Here is a 23,792-nt window from a genome sequence, read left to right as displayed (position 1 = left end):
AGCGGGTGCGACATGTCTTCGATGCAGGCTTCAAGGGTGCAGGACTCACGCCTGACAGGGCGGGTCCTGATGGGGGGTAGCGCCGAAGGGGCGCTACTGCCCGCCGACACCGGGCTGAGCTTCTGGGGTGGCGTCGAGCCCTTCAGCGGCGAGGTCATCGACCGCCACCATCCGCTCTCCGGCAGCTTCCTGCCCGGACGGGTGCTGGCGATTCCCAGCGGACGCGGCTCCTGCACCGGCAGTAGCGTGATGCTGGAGATACTGCTCAACGGCCACGCGCCGGCAGCGCTGCTGCTGGCCGAGCCGGATGAAATCCTCACCCTCGGTGTGCTGGTGGCGCAGGCGCTGTTCGGCCGCTCCATCCCGGTGCTGTGCGTAGGACGCGAGGGCTTCGAGCAGTTGTCTGCGGGCGGCTGGGCCCGCATCGAAGGCGATACCGTGACACTTACGGCCCAGCGCCCTGCCGATGGCTGGCAGGGCGTGATGGCCAGCGACGCCGGCCCACTGCCGGAAGGCCTGGCGCTGAATGCGGGCGATCATGAGCTGCTCGACGGCAAGCACGGCAAGGCTGCACAGGCCGCCATGCAGATCGTCCTGCGCATGGCCGCGCTGCAAGGCGCGAAGGATTTGCTCGATGTCGCCCAGGCGCACATCGACGGCTGCATCTATACCGGCCCCGCGAGCCTGCGCTTCGCCCGCCAGCTGGCGGACTGGGGCGGCAAGGTGAAGGTGCCGACCACCCTCAACTCCATCTCCGTGGACCATCGCCGCTGGCGTGAGCTGGGCGTCGACAAGGCTTTCGGCGAACCCGCTGCCGCCCTGGGCGATGCCTACATGGAGATGGGTGCGCAGATGAGCTACACCTGCGCGCCCTACCTTCTGGACAGCAAGCCGAGCCTCGGCGAACAGGTGGTCTGGGCCGAGTCCAACGCCGTGGTGTACGCCAACAGCGTACTCGGCGCGCGCACCCTGAAATACCCGGATTATCTGGACATCTGCATCGCCCTCACCGGGCGCGCACCGAACGTCGGCAGCCACCGCGACGAAGGCCGGCTGGCGACGCTGCGGATCGATGTCGAGCTGCCGGCCGAGCACGACGAGTCGATCTTCCCGCTGCTCGGCTACCACATCGGCGAGCTGTGCGGCTCGCGCATCCCGGTGGTCGACGGCCTGCAGCCGCTGGCGCCGGACAGCGATGCGCTGAAAGCCTTCGGCGCGGCCTTCGCCACCACCTCCGCCGCGCCGATGTTCCACATTGCCGGGGTCACGCCGGAAGCGCCGGACACCAGCACCGCCCTGGGCGGCATGGCACCGCAGCAACACCTGCGCGTCACCCCGGCGGACCTCATCGCCTCCTGGCGCGAGCTGGACCACGCCAGCGAACCCGGCGTGCAACTGGTATCCCTGGGCAACCCGCATTTCTCCGCCAGCGAATGCGCCGACCTGGCGAAACTGCTGGCCGGGCGCCGCAAGCATCCGGACGTCGCGCTGGTCATCACCCTCGGCCGCGCCGTGCAGGAAAAGGCCCGCGCCGCCGGCGACGTGAAGGTGCTGGAAGACTTCGGCGCGCAACTGCTCAACGACACCTGCTGGTGCATGATCGGCGAGCCGGTGATCCCGCCGCAGTGCACCACGCTGATGACCAACTCGGCGAAGTACGCCCACTACGGTCCGGGCCTGGCCGGGCGCCAGGTGCATTTCGGCAGCCTCGCCGCCTGCGTCGAAGCAGCCTGCAGCGGACGGGGTGACGGTGGCGTACCGCGCTGGCTGAGCGAGGGGGTACGCTGATGTTCAACTACAGCTTCCACTGGCGCTCGGCGTTCAAGGCCCTGCCGGACATGCTCGGCGGCGCCTGGGTGACCCTGGAGACGGCCGCGCTGTCGATGATCCTCGGCGTGCTCATCGCGCTGCTGTTGACCGTCATGCGGCAGATGAAGAACCCGCTGCTCAAGGGCTTCGCCGACACCTGGGTGTCGATTGCGCGCAACACCCCGTCGCTGTTCCAGATCTACATCCTGTACTTCGGCCTGGGTTCCTTCGGTCTGCACGTCAGCTCCTGGGTGGCCCTGCTGGCGGGGATCACCTTCAACAACGCCGGCTACCTGGCGGAGAACTTCCGTGGCGGCCTCAAGGCCGTGCCGGACACCCAGATGCGCGCCGCGCGGTCACTGGGCATGAGCGCCTTTCAGGCGTACCGGATGATCATCGTTCCGCAGCTGCTGCGCATCGTCTATTACCCCCTGACGAACCAGATGGTCTGGGCGGTGCTGATGACCTCGCTGGGCGTGGTGGTGGGCCTGAACAACGACCTCACCGGCGTGACCCAGGACTTCAACGTGCGCACCTTCCGCACCTTCGAGTACTTCGCCCTGGCGGCGGTGCTCTATTACCTCATCGCCAAGGTCATCGTGGTGGTCGCCCGCCTGCTGAGCTGGCGACTGTTCCGCTACTAGGAGAAGCACGCATGTTTTCCACGAGCTTCACCGCAGGCGACCTGATGTTCCTGCTGCAAGGGGCCTGGGTCACCGTCAAGCTGACCGTCGGCGCGATGCTCATCGGCACCCTTGCCGGCATCGTGCTCGGCTGGCTGCGCGCCACCTTGCCGCGCGCCACGATGCCGGTCGGCTGGTTCCTCGACATCTTCAGAAGCGTGCCGCTGCTGATCCAGTTCGTGCTGTTCAACTCGCTGAAAAGCATCGTCGGCCTGAACTGGAGCGCCTTCACCGTCGGCTGCCTGGTACTGGGCGTCTACGCGGCAGCGTTCTGCACCGAGATCATCCGCAGCGGCATCCTCGCCGTCGGCCCGAACATCCGCCGCGCCAGCCGCTCCCTGGGCCTGACCTACTGGCAGGACCTGCGCTACATCGTGCTGCCGCTGGCGGCGCGGGTGGCCTTCCCCGGCTGGCTGAACCTGGTGCTGGGGGTGATGAAGGACACCGCGCTGGTCATGTGGATCGGCATCGTCGAACTGCTCCGCGCCTCGCAGACCATCGTCACGCGCATCCAGGAACCCCTGCTGGTGCTGTGCATCGCCGGGGTCATCTATTACCTCATGAGTTGGGTCGTGGCGCGCCTCGGTGCCCGGCTGGAACAAAGGTGGCAGGAAAATGATTGAAATCGACAACGTGCACAAAGCCTACGGCGATCTGGAAGTGGTCAAGGGCGTGAGCCTGACCGTGAAGAAGGGCGAGGTGGTCTCGATCATCGGCGGCTCGGGCTCGGGCAAGTCCACCCTGCTGATGTGCATCAACGGCCTGGAACCGATCCAGCGCGGCAAGATCCGCGTCGACGGCATCGAGGTCCACGCCAAGACCACCGACCTGAACAAGCTGCGGCAGAAGATCGGCATCGTCTTCCAGCAGTGGAACGCCTTCCCGCACCTCACCGTGCTGGAGAACGTCATGCTCGCCCCGCGCAAGGTGCTCGGCCTGTCCAGGGACGAGGCCGAGGCCATGGCAGTGAAGCAGCTCAAGCACGTCGGCCTGGGCGACAAGCTCAAGGTATTCCCGCAGAAGCTCTCCGGCGGGCAGCAGCAGCGCATGGCGATTGCCCGTGCGCTCGCCATGTCGCCGGACTACATGCTGTTCGACGAAGCCACCTCGGCGCTCGACCCGCAGCTGGTGGGCGAAGTGCTCGACACCATGCGCCTGCTCGCCGAAGAGGGCATGACCATGGTCCTGGTGACCCACGAGATCCGCTTCGCCCGTGACGTGTCCGACCGCGTGGCGTTCTTCCGCGACGGGCTGGTGCACGAGATCGGCACGCCGGACCAGGTGATCGTCAACCCGCAGCGGGCGGAGACGGCGGAGTTCCTCCGCTCGGTGAACTGACCGCGCATCCATTGGCCCATTCGCACAGGAGACAGACATGCGTTCGAGCAAGATCATCCACGTGGTCAGTTGCCACGCCGAAGGCGAGGTCGGCGACGTCATCGTCGGCGGCGTCGCCCCGCCGCCCGGCGACACCGTGTGGGCACAGTCGCGCTTCATCGCCAGCGACAACGTGCTGCGCAACTTCGTCCTCAACGAGCCGCGCGGCGGCGTGTTCCGCCATGTGAACCTGCTGGTACCGCCGAAGGACCCGCGCGCGCAGATGGCCTGGATCATCATGGAACCGGCCGACGTGCCGCCGATGTCCGGCTCCAACTCGCTGTGCGTCAGCACCGTGCTGCTCGACAGCGGCATCCTGCCGATGCAGGAACCGCAGACGCGCCTGACCCTGGAAGCACCGGGCGGTCTGATCGAAGCCGTGGCCGACTGCAAGGACGGCAAGGTGCAGCGCGTGGAAGTACGCAACCTGCCCTCCTTCGCCGACCAGCTCGACGCCTGGATCGAAGTGGAAGGCCTCGGTTCACTGCAGGTGGATACCGCTTACGGCGGCGACAGCTTCGTGCTCGCCGACGCCCATGCCTTGGGTTTCACCCTGCATGCCTCGGAAGCCGCCGACCTGGTCGCCACCGGCCTGAAGATCACCCAGGCGGCGAACCAGCAACTGGGCTTCAAGCACCCGGAAAACCACGACTGGGCGCACATCTCCTTCTGCCAGCTGACCGCTCCGGTGGAACGCATCGACGGCGTGCTGCACGGCCGCAACGCCGTGGTCATCCGCCCCGGCAAGATCGATCGTTCGCCCTGCGGCACCGGCTGCTCGGCGCGCATGGCAGTGCTGCATGCAAAGGGCCAGCTGAAGGACGGCGAGCGCTTCGTCGGCCATTCGATCATCGATTCCAAGTTCCACTGCCGCATCGACGGCCTCACCAGCGTCGGCGGCAAACCGGCGATCCACCCGTGCATTTCCGGCCGCGCCTGGATCACCGGCACCCACCAGCACCTGCTCGACCCATCCGACCCCTGGCCCGAAGGCTATCGGCTGTCGGACACCTGGCCGAACGGTTACTGACGCTTCCCAAATTCAACCCTGATTCGCCGCGTAGCGGCACCCGACGACGAATTTTCAGGGAAGCCTCCCGGAACTTTCGTATACGAAATACGACAATTGGAGAGAAACATGAGCAAGAAGGTCAATTGGAGCGGCGTGTTCCCCGCGGTCACCACCCAGTTCAACGACGATTTTTCGGTTAACCTGGAGGCCACCCACCAGGTGATCTCCAACCTGGTGCGCGACGGCGTGTCCGGCCTGGTGGTCTGCGGCAGCGTGGGCGAGAACACCTCGCTGTCCATCGAGGAGAAGATGGCCGTCACCGAGGTCGCCAAGGACGCCTCCGGTGGCCGCGTGCCGGTGATCTGCGGCATCGCCGAGTTCACCAGCCATGGCGCCTCGCAAGTGGCCAAGGCGGTACAGAAGGTCGGCGTCGACGGCATCATGGTGATGCCCGCGCTGGTCTACTCCTCCAAGCCGCACGAGACCGCCGCGCACTTCCGCAGCGTGGCCACCAGCACCGACCTGCCGGTGATGGTCTACAACAACCCGCCGATCTACAAGAACGACGTCACCCCGGACATCCTCATCTCCCTGGCCGACTGCGAGAACATCGTCTGCTTCAAGGACAGCTCCGGCGACACCCGCCGCTTCATCGACGTACGCAATGAAGTGGGCAACCGCTTCATCCTCTTCGCCGGCCTCGACGACGTCGTGCTGGAAAGCATCGCAGTGGGTGCCGAGGGCTGGATTTCCGGCATGTCCAACGTCTTCCCGCAGGAAGGCGAAACCATCTTCCGCCTGTGCAAGGCCGGCCGTTATGAAGAGGCCATGCCGATCTACGAATGGCTGATGCCGATCCTCCACCTCGACGCCCGTCCGGACCTGGTGCAGTGCATCAAGCTGTGTGAGGAGATCGCCGGCCGCGGCACCGCCCTCACCCGCCCGCCGCGCCTGGCGCTGCAAGGCGCCGACCGCAAGCACGTGGAGACCATCATGGCCAAGGCGCTGGCGAACCGGCCGAAGCTGCCGGATGTCGGGCTGTAATCGCGACTTCCGGAAAGAGGGGCAGTCGGCGCGAACCGAAACTCCAAGGTTCACCCGCGCGTTCGATGCCCTCTCCCTAACCCTAGCTGCGCGCCCCGCTCCGAAGGGAGAGGGGACTGGTTCGGCGTGAGGGGGCAGAACGTAGTCCTCCTGACACCTTTCCTTCAGGAGTACTCGACAGCTCGAGCCACTCGGACACTCCCTCTCCCTTCAGGGAGAGGGCTGGGGAGAGGGGCTCTTCGCCGTACCGAAATCCAGCACCAGAGAGCCCGCCCATGACCGCCCAGAACTTCATCGCCGGCCAGCGCGTCGGCGCCGGCAATGTCCGCCTGCAGAGCCTCGACGCCAGCACCGGCGAAGCCCTGCCCCGTGACTTCCTCCAGGCCACCGAAGCCGAAGTCGACGCCGCCGCCCGCGCCGCCGAAGCGGCCTTCCCGACCTACAACGCCTTGTCGCCGGAACGCCGCGCACAGTTCCTCGACGCCATCGCCACGGAGCTCGAAGCCCTCGGCGACGACTTCATCGCCACCGTCTGCCGCGAGACCGCGCTGCCCGCCGCACGTATCCAGGGCGAACGGGGCCGCACCGCGAACCAGATGCGCCTGTTCGCCAGGGTGTTGCGCCGCGGCGACTTCCTCGGCGCGCGCATCGACCGCGCCCTGCCGGATCGCCAGCCGCTGCCACGCCCGGACCTGCGCCAATATCGCACCGGCGTCGGCCCGGTGGCCGTGTTCGGCGCCAGCAACTTCCCGCTGGCCTTCTCCACCGCCGGTGGCGACACCGCCGCCGCCCTCGCTGCCGGTTGCCCGGTGGTGGTGAAAGCCCACAGCGGCCACATGGCCACGGCGGAATGGGTCGGCGAGGCCATCATCCGCGCCGCCGAATCCACCGGCATGCCGGCCGGCGTGTTCAACATGATCTATGGCGCCGGCGTCGGCGAACCGCTGGTGAAGCACCCGGCGATCCAGGCGGTCGGCTTCACTGGCTCGCTCAAGGGCGGTCGTGCACTGTGCGACCTGGCGGCCGCCCGTCCGCAGCCGATCCCGGTGTTTGCCGAAATGAGCAGCATCAACCCGGTCCTCGTGCTACCCGCTGCCCTGGAATCTCGCTGCGAAAAGATCGCCCGCGAACTGGCGGATTCGGTGGTGATGGGCTGCGGCCAGTTCTGCACGAATCCCGGCCTGGTGATCGGCGTCGCCTCGCCCGCGTTCAGCCTGTTCGTCGCCAACCTGATCGCCGAGATCGGCCAGCGCCCGGCGCAGACCATGCTCAACGCCGGCACGCTGAACAGTTATGAAAAGGGCGTCTCCCGCCTGCTGCCCCATCCCGGCCTGCGCCACCTCGCCGGGCATCCGCAGGAAGGCCGGCAGGCATTCCCGCAACTGTTCCAGGCCAAGGCCGAGCTGCTGCTGGAGGGCGAAGAGCTGTTGCAGGAGGAAGTCTTCGGCCCCACCACCCTCGTCGTCGAAGTGGCCGATGAAGCCGAACTGCGCCGCGCGCTGGACGGCCTGCACGGCCAGCTCACCGCCACGCTGATCGCCGAACCGGACGATCTCTCACGCTTCGCCGCCTTGGTGCCAGTACTGGAACGCAAGGCCGGACGCCTGCTGATCAATGGCTACCCCACCGGCGTGGAAGTCTGCGACGCCATGGTTCACGGCGGCCCCTATCCGGCGACCTCCGACGCGCGCGGCACATCCGTCGGCAGCCTGGCCATCGACCGCTTCCTGCGTCCGGTGTGCTACCAGAACTACCCGGATGCGCTGCTGCCCGAGGCGCTGAAGGACGCCAACCCACTGGGTATCGCGCGGCTGGTGGATGGCGAGACGACACGCAACGCGGTGACTCGCTGAAGGTTCGTCGGCGCGGGAGTGAACTGTCGGCCAGTCCCGCGCCGATGCTCAGCCCCGGCCTTGCGCCGGGGCTTTTTTATTCGCGAAACGCCGCGAGGCATGGCTTTTCGCAGGGCGCATAACGCGCCAGCGCTATCCGCTACGAAGCCAGCGGCGGATAACCTGTTCCAGGTTATTAGCCCTACGTCCTGCCTACTCCAGCAGCTTGCGCAGATCGGCATACAGCGAATCGCTGATCTCCACGCCCTCTTTCAAGCTGCGTTCGCGCGCCGCGAAACGCCGCTGAGACGGCAGGCGCGCGCCCATGTCGACGATGGATTCGAACAGGGTTTCCGCCCGCGCCAGGTGCTGCGCAGCATCCGCACCGAGGAAGCGCGCCGGGTCGATGGCGATCAGCAATTCACCATGATACGGCGAAGACTTCGTCCCGGCGTCGAAGACCGTGGACTCGGCACTGGTCAGGTCGCCAATCAGCGGGCCGGCGATCAACTCGACCATAGTCGCCAGCGCCGAGCCCTTGTGCCCACCGAAGGTCAGCATGGCGCCGTCGAGCACGGCGCTCGCATCCGTACTGGGCTGACCTTCTGCATCGATACCCCAGCCCAGCGGGATGGACTTGCCCTCGCGCTCGTGCAGCTGGATTTCCCCGCGCGCCACGACGGTGGTGGCGAAGTCGAAGACGTAGGGATTCTGCCCGGCACGCGGCCAGCCGAAAGCGATGGGGTTGGTACCGAACAAAGGCCGCGTCCCCCCTGCCGGTGCCACGTAGGCCTGGGCCGGAGTCACCGCCAGCGCCACCAGACCCTGGGCGACGATCCGTTCGATCTCCACCCACAGCGCCGAAAAGTGCACGCAATGGTTGACCGCCATTGCAGCAATGCCCTGGCTCCGCGCCTTCTCCACCAGTTTCGGCAGCCCGAGGTCAAAGGCGCACTGCGAGAAGCCACCCTTGGCGTCTACCCGTACCAGCGCCGGGGCAGGCTCCGACAGGTGCGGCACGGCATCCAGCGAAACCTTTCCGGCACGCGCCGTATGGATGCAACCCAACAGCCGCCACACGCCATGGGAAGTGCAGCCGTCGCGCTCGCCGGCCAGCACCGTCTCGGTCACGCCCTGTACATGGGGCTCGCTGAAACCGTGGCGACGCAGGATCGCTTCGGACAATTCGCGCAGTTCTTCCAGGCTCAGTCGGGTCACACCATCCTCCTCGATTGCTACAAAAGACTGCGGCAATCCGCCGCTGGTCATCATCCTGCCTACAGTGGCGGCTGCCTCCAAGGCTCGCTTGCGTGCAATCGTCGGAAGCAACGACGATTTCGGCACAGCCTGACGACCGCATCCCGACCATCCGGTCGTCCAAAGGATTGGCCCTACGTTGCTTGGGCCAATCCGGAGCTTCGGGTAAACTTCCGCATCTTTGCCTCTCATAACGATCAGCCTGATGCCCACGACGTTCCACGAGATTCCCCGCGAGCGCCCTGCCACGCCCTTGCTCGACCGCGCCAGCACGCCGGTCGAACTGCGCCGGCTCGGGGAAGCGGAGCTGCTGACCCTCGCTGACGAACTGCGCCAGTACCTCCTGTACAGCGTCGGCCAGACCGGCGGCCACTTCGGCGCAGGCCTGGGCGTCATCGAATTGACGGTCGCCCTGCACTACGTCTTCGACACCCCGGACGACCGGCTGGTGTGGGACGTCGGCCACCAGGCCTACCCGCACAAGATCCTCACCGGTCGCCGCGAGCGCATGGGCAGCCTGCGCCAGAAGGACGGCCTGGCCGCCTTCCCGCGTCGTTCGGAAAGCGAGTACGACACCTTCGGCGTCGGTCACTCCAGCACCTCCATCAGTGCCGCCCTCGGCATGGCCATCGCCGCTCGGATGCAAGGTTCCAACCGCAAGTCGGTGGCGGTGATCGGTGACGGCGCGCTGACCGCCGGCATGGCCTTCGAGGCGCTCAACCACGCGTCGGAAGTGAAGGCCGACATGCTGGTGATCCTCAACGACAACGACATGTCGATCTCCAACAACGTCGGCGGCCTGTCCAACTACCTGGCCAAGATCCTCTCCAGCCGCACCTATAGCAGCATGCGCGAAGGCAGCAAAAAGGTGCTCTCGCGCCTGCCCGGCGCCTGGGAGATCGCCCGCCGCACCGAAGAGTACGCCAAGGGCATGCTGGTCCCCGGCACACTCTTCGAAGAACTGGGCTGGAACTACATCGGCCCCATCGACGGCCACGACCTGCCGACCCTGATCGCCACCCTGCGCAACATGCGTGACCTCAAGGGCCCGCAGTTCCTCCACGTGGTGACCAAGAAGGGCAAGGGCTTCGGGCCGGCCGAGATCGACCCGATCGGCTACCACGCCATCACCAAGCTCGAACCCGAAGGCGCTCCCGCCCACGCCGTGCCGAAGAAGGCTGGCGGGCCGAAGTACTCCAGCGTGTTCGGCCAGTGGCTGTGCGACATGGCTGCCCAGGACCCGCGCCTGGTCGGCATCACCCCGGCGATGAAGGAAGGCTCCGACCTGGTGGCCTTTGCCGACCGGTTCCCGGACCGCTACTTCGACGTCGCCATCGCCGAGCAGCACGCCGTGACCCTGGCGGCCGGCATGGCCTGCGACGGCGCCAAGCCCGTGGTGGCGATCTACTCCACCTTCCTGCAACGCGGCTACGACCAGCTGATCCACGACGTCGCGGTGCAGAACCTCGACGTGCTGTTCGCCATCGACCGCGCCGGACTGGTGGGCGAAGACGGTCCGACCCACGCCGGCAGCTTCGACCTCTCCTACCTGCGCTGCATCCCCGGCATGCTGGTGATGACCCCCAGCGACGAGAACGAACTGCGCAAGCTGCTCACCACCGGCCATCACTTCGAGGGCCCGGCGGCGGTGCGTTACCCGCGCGGCACCGGCCCGAACGCCACCATCGAGGCCGAACTGGCTCCGGTGGAGATCGGCAAGGGCGTGGTGCGCCGCGAAGGCAAGGCCGGCAAGGTCGCCTTCCTGGTGTTCGGCGTGCAACTGGCCGAAGCGCTGAAAGTGGCCGAGCAGTTCGACGCCACGGTTGCCGACATGCGCTTCGTCAAGCCGCTGGATGAGGAACTGGTACGCCAGCTTGCCGCCAGCCACGAGCTGCTGGTGACCGTCGAGGAGAACTCGGTGATGGGTGGCGCCGGCGCCGCCGTCAGCGAATTCCTCGCCCGCGAGAACCTCCAGCAGCCGATCCTGCACCTGGGCCTGCCGGACTACTACGTCGAGCACGCCAAGCCGGCGCAGATGCTCGCGGAGTGCGGTCTTGACGCGGATGGCATTCAGCGCGCCGTCGAACAACGCCTGAACCTGCTGAACCTCAGCGCCAGCCAGCAGCGCTGAGAGTCAGCCTGACGCTCCTCAGCCGAGGAGCGTCAGGGTATCCACAGCGATCATCTCTTCCTCGGCAGTCGGTACGACCAATACCCGCGGACTGCCAACCGCCTGAATCGCTCGCCCCTGGTTGCCCCGAGTCTGGTTGGCGCTCTCGTCCAGAGCAAAACCCAGAACCCGCAGATGCCCCACGGTCAGGCTACGGATCAGCGCCGAGTTCTCACCGATCCCACCGGTGAAGATCAGGCCGTCGATACGAGGCAGCGCACAGCTCATCGCTGCCAGCGACTTCGCCAGCCGATAGCAGAACACCTCGATGGCCAGGGTCGCTCCCGGGTGCCCTTCGGCTCGAGCCTGCTCCAGCGTACGCATATCGTTGGACAACCCGGACATCCCCAGAAGGCCACTTTCCTGGTTGAGCAGGCGATCGATTCGCTCGATCGACCAGCCCAAGGTACGCATCAGATGAATGTGCAGGTTGGGGTCGACGTCTCCGCTGCGAGTCCCCATCGCCAATCCCTCCAGCGGTGTCATGCCCATGCTGGTGTCACGGCTGCGACCGTCGACGATGGCGCAGGTCGAACTGCCATTGCCCAGGTGCGCCGAGAGCCAGCAGCTGTCGTCGATGGGCAGGTCGCAGAGCGCGGCGGCGCGCTGGCTGACGCAGCGGTGGCTGGTGCCATGAAAACCGTAGCGCCTCACTCCGTGCTCGCGGTACAGCTCATCCGGCAATGCATAACGGTAAGCGTGCTCGGGCAACGTCTGATGGAATGCCGTGTCGAATACCGCCACCTGCGGCATCGAGGGAAACAGCTGCAGAACCGCCTCGATGCCTGCCAGAGCGCCGGGATTATGCAAGGGGGCGAGGCCAATGGTGGCGCGGATGGTATCCACTACCTGGGGGTCGATTCGGCACGCCTGGGTGAAGTGCTCGCCACCATGCACCACGCGATGCCCCACGCCATATAGCTCACCTCCTGCAGCCAGGCGTGCCAGCGGCAATAGCCGGGCGAGGGCTTGTGCATAACCGGCGTGGGGAATCGGCAGGCAGTCTTCACTTTCGCGGTCACGCACCCGCAACAGCGCCTCTGCCGAGCCCAGTCGCTCGGCAATCCCGGACAGCAGAAAGTGGCTGCGGCCCTCCCCGATCAGGGCGAACTTGATGGAGGAGCTTCCACAATTGATGACAAGGACGTTTCTCTGGGACATCGTTGATTCCTGGGTAAAAAGTGCCCGTCGCGCCTGCGCTGCAGGCACGAACGGAACGATGGAGTGATTGACGGGAAGGCTGGCGGCTACCAGGCCGTACTGAGCCGCGCGCGCTCGGCGAGGGTGTGCGAAGGCCGGGCGCCGAAATGCGTCAGGTAGTCGCGTGAAAACTGACCCATGTGCCAGAAGCCCCAGGCCATGGCTGCATCCTGGACGGTGTTGAACGTTGAATAGGGGCTGCCCAGCTCTCGGTGCACGGCATTCAGGCGCACGGCCTTGAGGTAGTTCATCGGGCTTCTGCCGATCACCTCGAGGAAGCAGTTCTGCAGTGTGCGCTGGCTGACGTGCAGGCGCTGGCAGAGATCCAGCACCGTCACGTGATCACTGGGATTGTCGAGCACGTACTCGCGCGCCCGCGAGACGATCTGCCGCTTGCGCAGTGAAGTCACGGAGCAGTCCAGATCGACTGTCTGGGCTCCCTGCAACGCTGCCAGCAGGACCAGCAGCAACTCATGGCTCAGTTGCTTGCCGACCGCCGGTGTACCCATGCTTGCCGGGGCCTTGGCGGCGACCTCCAGGGCCTCGTCGATGTACATGCACAAGCGTTGCTTGTGGGCGGCATCCAGGTGCAGCACGGTGTGTTCTTCCAGCAGGCACAACGTCTGCGCCTGCCCCTGGAATTCCAGTTGTTCCTGCAACAACCCTCTGTCGACTACCAGGCCGAGGATGCCGTAGTCGTCCGGGGTGCTCAGCTCGAACTCCCGACCACCGGGCCTTACCGCAATGGACTCGGTGTCGATCTGCCGACGACCAATGTAGCCCTGGGCCTGTGTCGCGAAAGGAATGCCAAACCAGAAGGCGCCCGGCCAAACCATGCAGGACTGGTGCAGGGCGTGGCTGGTGCGTTCACGGAAGAACTGCAGCCCCTTCAGCCAGACCTCGTCCAACTCCCCCTGGAATGCCCCCGGCCTCAACTGGTCGTAAAGCTGCTGCCAGGCGGTGATGTGACAGGCATGGGCATAGACGTCCTCCGTACGACGCAGGCGAACACACTCGCTACGCCCCAGTGGCTCCTGGGCCGGGCCCCCCGTTCCTTGCTCCTGCCACAAGTGATGCAGGTCGATCTCGCGCTTTTTACTGCTCATGCTTGCCTTGCCACACCCCGACGGGGTCCACGACCAAATCTGGCGCTGAACGCCAACTTCATCTGCAAGGCACAACATTTCTTACTTGGATCAGCGACTCTTCGGTCGCCTGACAAGACTGTTTCAGTCAGCTAGAGCAGGTGCTGCCACAGGTCAACGTGCGGCCTGGGAACCGTCATGCTGTGAACCAGCAGACCCTTCTCACCGGCACTTTGCGACGCGACCTTGACCGCGGTCTCCACGTCGGCGACGTCGCCGGTCACCACCAGGTAGCATTTGCCGCCAATGCCGAAGGCCATGTGTACGCGCACCAGTACCACGTTGGCCGCTTTCACCGCGGCGTCCGCCGCTTCGATGCAGGCTGCCACACTGAAGGTTTCCACCACGCCCAGCGCCTGGGTGCGCTCCACCCGGGTCACGCCGCTGATCGCCGGCAACACCGATTCGTGGATATTGGGCAGAACGAAGCGATCGACCACCATGTGGCCGCCCGCCTCTTCTCCCGTGGCAACGGCCTGCTGCACCGCAGCGATCTGTCCGCCGACCATGGCAATGTACTTGCCGGGACAGATGGTCTTGGCCGAGAGCAGTTGCACATCGGCACTCTTGAGCATCAGGTCGGCGACCTGGACGCCACGGGCAATGCTGGTCAGCTCGATCAGGCCGATGGCGTGATACATGGAGATTCTCCTTGGGAAAGTGTGTCCGCGGTGGAGGCTGCAATGCGGATATGGCTGATACCGACCTCGATGACCTGGCCATCGATACTCGCGTGCAGCGGAACACCCAGCTGCCCTTCAGGGATGCTGGCGATGCATTGGCCGGCAACCACCGTCTGGCCCACGCCAACGCAAGGCTCGGCTGCAACGCCGATGTGCTGGCGCAACGGCAGGCTGACCTCACGCGGGGCGTCGTCCGTGACCTGCATCGGCGCCTTGTGGTTGAAGGCTTGCAGCTCCAGGCGGGAAATCAGCCGGCTGACCGGCAGCAGGCGGTACTCGGCCATCGGGTCGGCCGCGCGCAGCTCGCCTTCGTAGCGGGCGCCCTCGGCGCGCAGACGGCCCTTGAGCGCCTGATTCAAGCGCATCGGCGATATCTCCACCGGGCAGGCATAGGCCTCGCAGATACCGCACTCGGAACAGGTCAGCGCCGACAGCAATACACTGGGCTGGGCAATGTGCTGGTAATTGGTGGCGCGCACGATCAGGTGCGGCGGCAGTTCGTGACCGATCATGTGCCGTGGGCAGAGTTCGGTGCACAGCGTGCACTGCTCGCACACCGAACGTGCCATGGCCAGCACCGTGTCCATGCTCTGCCGGCGACGGCGGATCAGCAGGTGATCCTCGGGCAGCACCAGCAGGCCGCCGGTGGTCTTGGTCACCGGCTCGTCGAGGTCATCCAGCAGGTGCCCCATCATCGGCCCGCCATTGATGAAGGCGGGATTGCTCACCGTGCAGCCGCCAGCCAACGCCAGCGCCTCGCGCAGCGGCGTACCCAGCGGCAGGCTGAGCGTCAGCGGCTGGCGCACCGCGCCGTTCACCGTCAGGGTGCGCTGGGTGACCGGCTGCTCGAGCTCGACCGCGCGGGCGACGTTGATCAGCGTCTGCACGTTGCTCACCACCACGCCGATGGACAGCGGAAGCTGCGCCGGCGGTACACGCCGGCCAGTGGCCAGCCAGATGGTGATCACCTCGTCGCCGGCCGGATAGATGTCCGGCAGGATGTGCAACCGCACGCGCTCGGGGAGCAACGGCGTCAGGCGATCGATGGCGGCCTGGTATTTGGCCTTGAGCGCAATGATGCCTTCAGCGGCGCCGGTCGCAGCCATGCCGTACAGCAGCCCCTTGATCAACCACTCGGCCTGCTCATCGGCCATCTGCTGGTCGACCTTCAGCAAAGGCTCGCACTCCGCGCCGTTGACCAGGTAGATCTCGGCGCTGGCATTGAGCTTGACGTGAGTCGGGAAGCCGGCGCCGCCGGCCCCGACCACACCTGCCGCCGCTACCCGGCGCCGGATCAGCCCGGCATCCAGGTCGAGGATGCGGGTCATGTCGCACTACCTCCCGCACGCCGGTAGCGGCTGCCGCGCTTGCGCAACTTGCCGCTGACGCAGAGTTGCTCCAGCCAATCGCGAGCCACCTCCACTGGCACCTCGAACGCCGCCGACACCTCACTGGCACTGCAGCCGTGCTTGTGCTGCGCCAACAACGGCAGAAGCCCTTCCGGCACCTCGATCGGTTCCTCGGCAACGACCGCCGGCGCGCTGGCGCAAGCGGTTGGCGGAGGCGGAGATGGCTCCGCCAGCAGAGTGTCCAGCAGGTAGGCCGTGTCGTCCTCCGGCCGGCCGATTTCCTTGCGGCTGACCAGCGCGTTGGCGCGCAAGGCTACAGCTGCGCCAGCATCCAGTGCAGCGCGGCAGGCTGCGAGATCGCCCTCCACCACCAGGCTGACCAGCGCAGGATTGGTGAGTGCCTGGCGTAGCAGGCGAACCGAGGCCGACTTGAGCATGGCGTCAGCGGCCTCGATCCCGACGACCAGGCCACGAACTTCCAGCAGACCGATGGCGTTGAGCATTCCGCGTTCCTCCTCAGCGCAACTGGACAGGCTGCCGCGCAACGTCCAGGACGGCTTCGCGGAAGGCGTTGCAAGCGGCCAGGCAGGCCGCCTGGCTGCCACTGAGGAACGCGGCCGAGTAGTTGGTCTCCGAAGGCGGCGGTACGTAGGTCACCAGTTGCACGTCGGCAGCCTTGAGCGCCGCGTCGATGCCAAAGGTCGCTTCCAGCGGAGGCGCCACCAGGTAGGCGATGGGATCGCCCTCGGTGATCCCCGCGGTCTGCGCCAGGTAGCTGCCGGTGCGCGATACCACATGGGCGAGGAAGGCGATGTTCTCGGCATCGTTGGCCCAGCGGAACGCCGGGCCGTTCTCGATGGTGGCGACCATCGCATCGAGGCCGGCGCGCACCTCGGCAGGGTTCGGCCCGCCGAGCATGATCAGTACTTCGCCGGCGGTGGACGACGGGCCGTTGGCCGCGCCAGCGTAGAGCGAGCGGCCATAGACCACCTGCACCAGCGCCTGCTTGGTGGCTTCGTCGGCGGCGATGTAGGCCACATCGTCGGAGTCGACGCTGATCAGTCCGAGGCTGCGGATGTCATCGGGGAGTTTCAGTTCGCGGCGGAAGTCATCCTGCAGCGAAGCGATCAGGCGCATGGCCGTGACGCTGGGTTTGATCGGATCGAGCATGCTCATCGAATGTCACTCCCTTAACGGTTCAGTGCGATACCGGAGGCTTTCTTCTCCAGCATCCGCTTGGCCAGATCGACAATGACCGCTGCCGCTTCCACCGGCGGGGTGCCGCCGCGGTGGATGTTGGAGATGCAGGTACGGTCGGCTTCCACGGTGCCGGCCTGGGTCGGCTTGTACACCGCATAGCAGGACAGGCTTTCCGACTGGCCCAGGCCCGGACGCTCACCCACCAGCAGGATCACTACCTGGGCGCCGAGCAGTTCGCCGATCTGGTCTTCGACCTTGACCCGGCCGTAGCGCACGAAGAACGGCGTGCCGACATCCAGCCCGGCGCTTTTCAGGCCCTGCAGCAAGGGCGGAAGAATCTCGTCGAAGTTCGCCGTCACCGCATCGGTGGACAAGCCATCGGAGATCACCACCTGCACCTGCGGGTTCTTCCTGCACTCGGCCAACAGTGTGGCGATGGCCTTTTCGTCAAGGCGACGGCCCATGTCCGGACGGGTCAGGTACTGGTCCTTGGTTTCCACTTCCGATTGCACTTCGAGCAGGCCCTGCTGCTTCACCCACTCGGCAGAGACCTCCTTGAGTACGGTGTCCTTGGAGCGCGAGTGGTCCGCCAGGAAACGCAGCAGTGCCTGGGTGCGCGGACGCACGCCGGCACGCCCGAGGCAGACGCGCGCGGCGGTGGATTTGCGGAATTCCTGGAGCACCTCCGGGCGCTGCGCGTTGTCGATACCGATCCATTGCCGGGCCTCGGCGGAGCCCAGGTCCCAGGAGCACAGGCCATCCTCGACGCCAGCCTGAACGGGGGCCGCCTCCATTCCCGGGGCACCGGCCGGACTTGCCTTGAGCTCGTTCAATACGGAGCGAACGATGTCCTCGATCTGCTGCTGATGCATGTCAGTTCACCTTTAAAAGAAAATGGAGGGATCGCCGGCGCGCGCCGTCAGCCGGCCGTTGTGCATCAGCCCCATGCGCTCGAGCCACTGCTCGAATTCCGGTGCCGGACGCAGGCCGAGCAACTGGCGAATGGTGGCGGTGTCGTGGAAGGCGCTGGTCTGGTAATTGAGCATGATGTCGTCGCCCATCGGCATGCCGATGATGAAGTTGCAGCCAGCGGCGGCCAGCAGGATCATCAGGTTCTCGTTGGAGTTCTGGTCGGCGTCGGCGTGGTTGGTGTAGCAGCAGTCCACGCCCATGGAGAGGCCACTGAGCTTGCCCATGAAGTGGTCTTCGAGACCGGCGCGGATAATCTGGCGGTCGTTGTAGAGGTACTCCGGGCCGATGAAGCCGACCACCGTGTTGACCATGAACGGGTCGTAGTGGCGGGCCAGGCCGTAGTTGCGCGCTTCCATGGTCAACTGGTCGGCGCCGAAGTGCGCCCCAGCGGACAGCGCCGAGCCCTGGCCGGTTTCGAAGTACAGGCAGTTGCTGCCGGCGATACGGTTGTACTCGGCGCCCACGGCTCGTGCTTCGTCGAGCATGGCCAGTTCCACACCGAACTCGCGCAGCCCCTTCTCGCTGCCGCAGATGCTCTGGAAGATCAGCCCGCCCGGTGCGCCCCGGCGAATGGCCTCGACCTGGGTGGTGACGTGCGCCAGCACGCAGCCCTGGGTCGGAATCTCGAACTTGTCGATGGCCTCGTAGAGGGTGCCCAGTACCCGGGTGGTGTTCTCCACGTTGTCGGTCACCGGGTTGACCCCGATCACCGCGTCGCCGATGCCGTAGGACAGCCCCTCGTACAGCTGCGCAGCGATGCTCTTCACATCGTCGCGGGTGTCGTTGGGCTGCAGGCGGGCGCTGAAGTGGCCGGGCAGGCCGATGGTGTTGTTGGCGCGCTTGACCACCGGGATCTTCTTCGCGCCGTAGATCAGGTCGGTGTTGGAGCAGATCTTCGCCACCGCCGCGACCACCTCGGAGCTCAACCCCTTGCGGAGGAAGGCAATGGCATCGGTGTCGGTGCTGTCGGCGAGGATGTACTCGCGCAGCTCGCCGATGCTCCAGTTCGCCACACGGGCATAGGACGTCTCGTTGATGCCGTCCTGGATCAACCGCGTGACGCAGTCCTCCTCATAAGGGATGACCGGGTTCATGCGGATGTCGGCGACGGTCAGTTCCGAAAGCACCTGCTTGGCCGCGACACGCTCCTGGGCAGTGCTCGCGGCAACTCCTGCGAGAATGTCGCCTGAGCGTGGCTCGTTGGCCTTGGCCAGGACTTCCTTGACGCTACCGAACTGGTAGATCTTGCCGAACAACTGAGTCTTGAGTTTCATCGTCACTGCCTTGGGAAAGAGAAAGCTCAGGAAGGAAAAGCCAGGGACTTGACGGTGACCGGGAGGATCTCGCCGTCGAAGATCGGGCTGCCGATATCGATGTAATCGCCATCGCCGGTCGCGACCTCGTCGATCACCGCCAGGGCCCGCCCGGCCAGGTGCGGCTGGAGCAACATGCCCAGCGCCTTGCCGAGGTCCTGGCTGGCGACAACCAGCAATGGATGGGGATTGGGATGCCGGCGCTGGAACTCGCTGAGTTCCGTCACGCAGCGTTGCAACGCCTGGTAGGCGATGGGCAGGTCGTCGGCCAGGGCCAGGGCATAGAGGTCCTCGCTGGCGCGCAGGTCCATCTGCGCCAGGCGGGCGCTCCAGGCCTCGACCGATGCCTGGCCGGGCACACCATGGATGACCGGGATGTTGCGCAACGGCAGGTGCAGGTCGCGCAACCAGATGGTGCTACCCGACAGCGACAGGCTGTGAGCGCCGGCGCCGATCACCGTGGCGCGCACGGTCTGTTTCGGCTCGCGGACCGGCAGGCTGGCGAGTCCCGCGTCCTCGCGCAGCGCGTTGGCCAGCAAAGGGCCGATATCGCCGTAGCGCAACGGCGCCTCGTCGCGATCATGGTAGTAACACTGCCCGACGCCGCCGGAGAGGGTCACCGCGTGCAGCGGCGCCGTGGCCGGCAGCGGAGCGGTCATCAGCAGTTCGTGCGCCAGCGGTGACAGCTCGCCGCTGATCACCTCATGAAGCAAATGGGCCATGCGCCGGGTCAGCGCGCGCAACTGCTCGGCGCTCAACCCACGGGCCTCGTCAAAGCCGGGAAACAGCTCACGGCAGATGGCGCGTGCAGGGGCGTGCAGGTGCCTGACCCGCCCCTGGCCATCGAGCTCCACCAGGTGCCCGCCGACGTTCAGGCAGGCCGAGGCGACCACCCGGCCGGCCTCGAACAGCGCATAGTTGGCGGTGCCGCCACCGATGTCGATGTTCAGAACGCGGCTGGCGCTTTGCGCCGACAGCTCGGCGGCACCGGCGCCGCGCCCGGCGATCACCGACTCCAGGTGCGGCCCGGCGCTGGCAACCACGAAGTCACCGAGCCGCTCGGCCAGCTTCAGCACGGCTGGACGGGCATTGCGCGCCTTGGAGGTTTCACCGGTGATGATGATCGCGCCGGATTCGATGTCCTCCGGCACCAGCCCTGCCGCTTGATATTGCGCAAGAATGAAGTCGAGCAGCTCGTCTTCGCGCAGATGCCCCTCGAAGTCGATCGGCGTGAAAGTCACCGGGCTGACGTAGGTGACCTCCCGCGAAGCGAACTCGTAGTGCGGCACCTGGGAAAGCGAGGCACGGTTGACCAGCACCAGCCGGGAGAAGATCACCTGGGTGGTGGTGGTGCCGATGTCGATGCCGACGCTGCGCAACTCCTTCCTGCTCATCGCCGCGCTCCTATTTGGCCGGCAGCGATGCGGGCGCATCGGCGTCGATGGCGAGCGGCTCGGACCTGGGCACGATCATCATCGCCACGATCACCGCAGTGACGCCGCCGATCAGCTTGCCGACGATCATCGGGAAGATCATCGCGGACATGTTCGCGGCGGTGAAACCGAGGTGGTCGCCCAGGGCGAAGCCAGCGGACACGGCGAAGGCGCAATTGATGACCTTGCCGCGGTTATCCATCTTGCCGAACATGCCGAACATCGGGATCACGTTGGCCAGGCTGGCGACCATGCCGGCGGCGGCATCCTTGTTCATCCCCAGCAGGCTGCCGACCTTCATCAGCGGTGTGCCGAACCAGCGGGTCAGCAACATCACCATGGGATAGGCGCCCAGCAATACGCAGGCGATCGAGCCGATCACCTCGATGGCGCGCATCACCTCGCCCGGCTTGTCACCGGCGCTCATGAAGATCGGATCGATACCGGGGATCAGCGTCCAGCCAACGGTGTACTGCACCACGGCGGCAGCCAGGCCGACGGTGATCACGCCGACGAGGATCTTGGCGAACACTTCGAAGCCGGCAATGATCTTTTCCGGGCAGAACTTCAGGCCCAGGGCGATCAGGCCGGCGACGATCAGCACCGGGATCATGTTGATCAGGATCATCGCCAGGGTGAACTCGACCGGCAGGCCGTTGACCTCGATGTTCGAGACCATCGCCACCAGCCCACCGGCGATGCAGCCCAGCGGAATGGTGACGATGCCAGCCAGCGTGCCAAGGGCCAGGTAGCGGCGGTCGCCCGGCTCGATGATGCCCAGCGCCACGGGAATGATGAACACCAGGGTCGGGCCCATCATCGCGCCGAGGATCAGGCCGGAGTACAGCCAGGCGGCGGTGTCGCCACCGGCCAGTTCCTTGGCCAGGAAGAACGCGCCCATGTCGTTGGCCAGCAGGGTGCCGGCAAACATGGCCGGGCTCGCCCCAACACTTTCATACAGCGGGATCACCAGCGGGCCGAGCAGGTGCGCCAGTACCGGCGCCAGCGCGGTGATACCGACCATCGCCAGGCCCAGGGCGCCCATGGCCATGAAGCCTTCTTCGAACTGCGAGCCGGCCCCCTCGATGCCCCGTCCGACCTTGCCCAGGCCGATGAAGCCGAGAATACGCTCCGACCCACCAAACTGACTGAATACCCTGTCCACCGCTGCGATCAGCAGGAAGACCATCATGATGACCATGATGATTTCGTTGATGCTCATGACTGCTACTGCTCCTGAACGTCTCTTGATTCCGTTGGGCAGCCGCCTCAGCGCTGCCAGGCATCCTGGTAGATGCCGATGATTTGTTGTGCCGTGGCAGTGCGCGGGTTTCCGGCCAGGCAGTTGTCCTGCAGCGCAACCTCGGCAAGGGCGGCGAAGTCCTCGCGCAGCACGCCGAACGACGCCAGTGGGCGACCCGCACCGACTTCGTCGATCAGCTGCTGCACGGCACCAATGCTGTCGCTGGCATCCAGCTCACGGCGGGTCAGCGCACAACCGATCTCGGCGTAGGCGCGCTTGCACACCAGTTGGTTGAAACGCATGACGGCCGGCAGCATCAGCGCGTTGGCCTGCCCGTGAGGGATGCCGTAGCGCGCGCCGAGCGGGTGGGCAGTGGCATGGCAGAGCCCCAGCCCGGAGTTGGAGAAGGCCATTCCGGCCATGTAGGAAGCGAGCATCATCGACTCGCGCGCAGCGACGTTGCCGCCCTGCCCCACTGCCAGCGGCAGCGCCTCGCCGATCAGCGTCACGGCGCGCAGGGCCAGGCCCTGGGTCAGAGGCGTGGCGGTCGGCGACACATAGGCCTCCACCGCATGGGTCAGCGCATCGATACCGGTAGTGGCGGTCACGGCCGGCGGCACGCCAACGGTCAGACAGGCATCGATGATCGCCAGGTCAGGAATCAGGTCGGTGTGCACCAACACCTGCTTCACCCGCCGAATGCTGTCGGTGATGACCGCCACATTGGTGGCTTCGGAGCCGGTGCCGGCGGTGGTCGGTACGGCGATCAGTGGCACTCGGCGGCGCAACGGCTGCCCTTCCTGTCCCAGGCCATTCAGCGCACAACCCAGGTTGGCTGCCAGCATCGCGGTGACCTTGGCGGCATCCAGCACCGAGCCGCCACCGAAGGCCAGCACGCCGTCACAGGCGGTGGCGAGCAATTGCCGGCCCGCCGCTTCCACGGTTTCGCTGTGTGGCTCACCGCCGGGATAGACCAGGCATTCGAAGGCCACGCCGGCATCGTCCAGCGAGCGGAACAGCCCTTCGTCGAGTCCCTGCTGGTGCAGCAGACCATCGACCATCACGAACACCCGGCCGATGCCGCAGGCCCTGATCGCTTCTCCAGCGCGCGCGATGGCACCGGCGCCGATGTAGGTGCTGGGTGGCACGCGGAACTCACGCACGGCCCGGGCGTTGAGCATGTCCAGGGCACGGTAGATCACCCGGCCGACATCCTGCTGCTTCATGGTGAAACTCCTGACGCGGCTTGCAGGCCACAACTGGCAATGGCCAGTGGGGTCGTGAAGAGAGGGGGCGCCGGCAGCAGCACCCGCTGCTGTGGAAACGCCTGGGCGAACAACGCCTGCACGCCGGGCAGGGTGCAGGAGCCGCCGGACAGGTAGATTTCGTCGACGTCGAAGCCGCGCAAGTGTTGGCGGACGATGTCGGTCATCTTCTCGAACACCGGGCGCACCAGCGGCCAGAGCGCTTCGCCTTCACGGCGTTTACGCTGCTCGGCCTCTTCCAGGGCAATGCCCAGGTGGCCGGCCAGCACCAGGCTGACGTGGTGACCACCAGTGGGCTCGTCGGCGGAATGAATGACCTGGCCGTCACGCACCACCGCTACGCCAGTGGTGCCACCACCGATGTCGACCACCGCGGCACTCTTCAGCCGGAGCATCCGTGCCACGGCTGAGGGCTCGTCGATCACGCAGGTGACATCCAGCCCGGCCGCTTCCAGCACGTTGATCGAGATGCGTGGCTCGGTGCCCGGAGGGAAGGAGGTCGCCGCCTGGGTGAAGCGCACGCCCAACTGCTCCTGCAGGCTGTCGAGTTGCCGGCGGACGAGCGTCACCGCACCGTAGAAATCCCAGACCACGCCATCACGCACCACATCCGCCCAGTCCAGGCGCACAGCAACCGGTATGCCCTGGGTGTCGAGTACCATCGACACCACGTCGCAAGTCCCCAGGTCGATGCCCAGGCTCAGCGGCCCCGCGACGATGTCCGTCACGGCGGGTTCAGCCTGGCAAGCGGCGGCGCGCCGCAAGCGGGGTGACAGCCAGTGCTGCAGATCGCGTTGCATGGCCG

The 23,792-nt window shown here is 66.1% G+C and carries 21 protein-coding genes; 8 read left to right on the top strand and 13 right to left on the bottom strand.

Going from position 1 to position 23,792, the window contains the following annotated elements:
* Positions 1-69: 69 nt before the first annotated feature.
* From lhpI to FAS41_RS03070, 7 genes are all read left to right on the top strand, one after another.
* A complete protein-coding gene (gene lhpI / locus FAS41_RS03100; RefSeq protein WP_138520198.1) occupies positions 70-1,788 on the top strand; it encodes a cis-3-hydroxy-L-proline dehydratase in 1,719 nt (572 codons plus the stop codon).
* Positions 1,788-2,453: an amino acid ABC transporter permease gene (locus tag FAS41_RS03095; RefSeq protein ID WP_024764661.1), complete on the top strand. Its 666-nt coding sequence runs from the start codon at positions 1,788-1,790 to the stop codon at positions 2,451-2,453. Before lhpI ends, FAS41_RS03095 begins: the two co-directional genes overlap by 1 nt.
* Before the next feature lie 11 nt (positions 2,454-2,464).
* Positions 2,465-3,115: an amino acid ABC transporter permease gene (locus FAS41_RS03090; RefSeq protein ID WP_138520197.1), complete on the top strand. Its 651-nt coding sequence runs from the start codon at positions 2,465-2,467 to the stop codon at positions 3,113-3,115.
* Positions 3,108-3,830: an amino acid ABC transporter ATP-binding protein gene (locus FAS41_RS03085; protein WP_138520196.1), complete on the top strand. Its 723-nt coding sequence runs from the start codon at positions 3,108-3,110 to the stop codon at positions 3,828-3,830. The genes FAS41_RS03090 and FAS41_RS03085 overlap by 8 nt, the downstream gene beginning before the upstream one ends.
* Before the next feature lie 37 nt (positions 3,831-3,867).
* The gene (locus tag FAS41_RS03080; protein WP_138520195.1) at positions 3,868-4,899 is read left to right on the top strand and encodes a trans-3-hydroxy-L-proline dehydratase; all 1,032 of its coding nucleotides are present in this window, start codon (positions 3,868-3,870) and stop codon (positions 4,897-4,899) included.
* Positions 4,900-5,007: 108 nt separating this feature from the next.
* Positions 5,008-5,925: a dihydrodipicolinate synthase family protein gene (locus tag FAS41_RS03075; protein WP_138520194.1), complete on the top strand. Its 918-nt coding sequence runs from the start codon at positions 5,008-5,010 to the stop codon at positions 5,923-5,925.
* 275 nt (positions 5,926-6,200) lie between these two features.
* Positions 6,201-7,778: an aldehyde dehydrogenase (NADP(+)) gene (locus tag FAS41_RS03070; protein WP_138520193.1), complete on the top strand. Its 1,578-nt coding sequence runs from the start codon at positions 6,201-6,203 to the stop codon at positions 7,776-7,778.
* A gap of 192 nt (positions 7,779-7,970) precedes the next feature.
* Here FAS41_RS03070 and FAS41_RS03065 read toward each other — a convergent pair whose 3' ends face one another.
* A complete protein-coding gene (locus tag FAS41_RS03065; protein WP_138520192.1) occupies positions 7,971-8,975 on the bottom strand; it encodes an Ldh family oxidoreductase in 1,005 nt (334 codons plus the stop codon).
* Positions 8,976-9,219: 244 nt separating this feature from the next.
* On the opposite strand from FAS41_RS03065, the gene dxs reads away from it, so the two are divergent.
* Positions 9,220-11,145 (top strand): 1-deoxy-D-xylulose-5-phosphate synthase, encoded by a 1,926-nt coding sequence (dxs, locus tag FAS41_RS03060; RefSeq protein WP_138520191.1) that lies wholly within the window; start codon positions 9,220-9,222, stop codon positions 11,143-11,145.
* A gap of 18 nt (positions 11,146-11,163) precedes the next feature.
* Here the strand turns inward: dxs and FAS41_RS03055 are convergent, their stop codons facing one another.
* The 12 genes from FAS41_RS03055 to eutJ form a co-directional block, all read right to left on the bottom strand.
* Positions 11,164-12,345, bottom strand: a complete 1,182-nt coding sequence (locus FAS41_RS03055; RefSeq protein WP_138520190.1) for an acetate/propionate family kinase — start codon at positions 12,343-12,345, stop codon at positions 11,164-11,166.
* 86 nt (positions 12,346-12,431) lie between these two features.
* A complete protein-coding gene (gene eutR, locus FAS41_RS03050) occupies positions 12,432-13,490 on the bottom strand; it encodes an HTH-type transcriptional regulator EutR (protein ID WP_138520189.1) in 1,059 nt (352 codons plus the stop codon).
* A gap of 131 nt (positions 13,491-13,621) precedes the next feature.
* A complete protein-coding gene (locus FAS41_RS03045) occupies positions 13,622-14,170 on the bottom strand; it encodes a BMC domain-containing protein (RefSeq protein ID WP_138520188.1) in 549 nt (182 codons plus the stop codon).
* On the bottom strand, positions 14,149-15,540 hold the full coding sequence (locus FAS41_RS03040; protein ID WP_138520187.1) for a 4Fe-4S dicluster domain-containing protein: 1,392 nt from the start codon (positions 15,538-15,540) through the stop codon (positions 14,149-14,151). Before FAS41_RS03040 ends, FAS41_RS03045 begins: the two co-directional genes overlap by 22 nt.
* Entirely contained in the window at positions 15,537-16,064 is a 528-nt protein-coding gene (locus tag FAS41_RS03035) for a BMC domain-containing protein (protein WP_138520186.1), read from the bottom strand. Before FAS41_RS03035 ends, FAS41_RS03040 begins: the two co-directional genes overlap by 4 nt.
* A gap of 13 nt (positions 16,065-16,077) precedes the next feature.
* A complete protein-coding gene (gene eutL, locus FAS41_RS03030; RefSeq protein ID WP_138520185.1) occupies positions 16,078-16,737 on the bottom strand; it encodes an ethanolamine utilization microcompartment protein EutL in 660 nt (219 codons plus the stop codon).
* Between the two features lie 14 nt (positions 16,738-16,751).
* A complete protein-coding gene (eutC, locus tag FAS41_RS03025; protein WP_138520184.1) occupies positions 16,752-17,633 on the bottom strand; it encodes an ethanolamine ammonia-lyase subunit EutC in 882 nt (293 codons plus the stop codon).
* Positions 17,634-17,645: 12 nt separating this feature from the next.
* On the bottom strand, positions 17,646-19,007 hold the full coding sequence (locus tag FAS41_RS03020; protein ID WP_138520183.1) for an ethanolamine ammonia-lyase subunit EutB: 1,362 nt from the start codon (positions 19,005-19,007) through the stop codon (positions 17,646-17,648).
* Between the two features lie 26 nt (positions 19,008-19,033).
* Positions 19,034-20,440, bottom strand: a complete 1,407-nt coding sequence (locus tag FAS41_RS03015) for an ethanolamine ammonia-lyase reactivating factor EutA (protein ID WP_138520182.1) — start codon at positions 20,438-20,440, stop codon at positions 19,034-19,036.
* 10 nt (positions 20,441-20,450) lie between these two features.
* Complete coding sequence (gene eutH, locus FAS41_RS03010; RefSeq protein ID WP_138520181.1) at positions 20,451-21,701, bottom strand: ethanolamine utilization protein EutH; 1,251 nt, start codon at positions 21,699-21,701, stop codon at positions 20,451-20,453.
* Positions 21,702-21,748: 47 nt separating this feature from the next.
* Positions 21,749-22,948 (bottom strand): iron-containing alcohol dehydrogenase family protein, encoded by a 1,200-nt coding sequence (locus FAS41_RS03005; RefSeq protein WP_138520180.1) that lies wholly within the window; start codon positions 22,946-22,948, stop codon positions 21,749-21,751.
* Entirely contained in the window at positions 22,945-23,787 is an 843-nt protein-coding gene (gene eutJ / locus FAS41_RS03000) for an ethanolamine utilization protein EutJ (RefSeq protein ID WP_138520179.1), read from the bottom strand. Before eutJ ends, FAS41_RS03005 begins: the two co-directional genes overlap by 4 nt.
* Positions 23,788-23,792 lie beyond the last annotated feature (5 nt).

Source organism: Pseudomonas nicosulfuronedens (assembly GCF_005877905.1).
In the GTDB taxonomy this organism is placed as follows: Bacteria; Pseudomonadota; Gammaproteobacteria; order Pseudomonadales; family Pseudomonadaceae; genus Pseudomonas; species Pseudomonas nicosulfuronedens.
The sequence above is the reverse complement of the archived record's forward strand: the minus strand, read 5'-3'. Positions and strand labels throughout refer to the sequence as shown.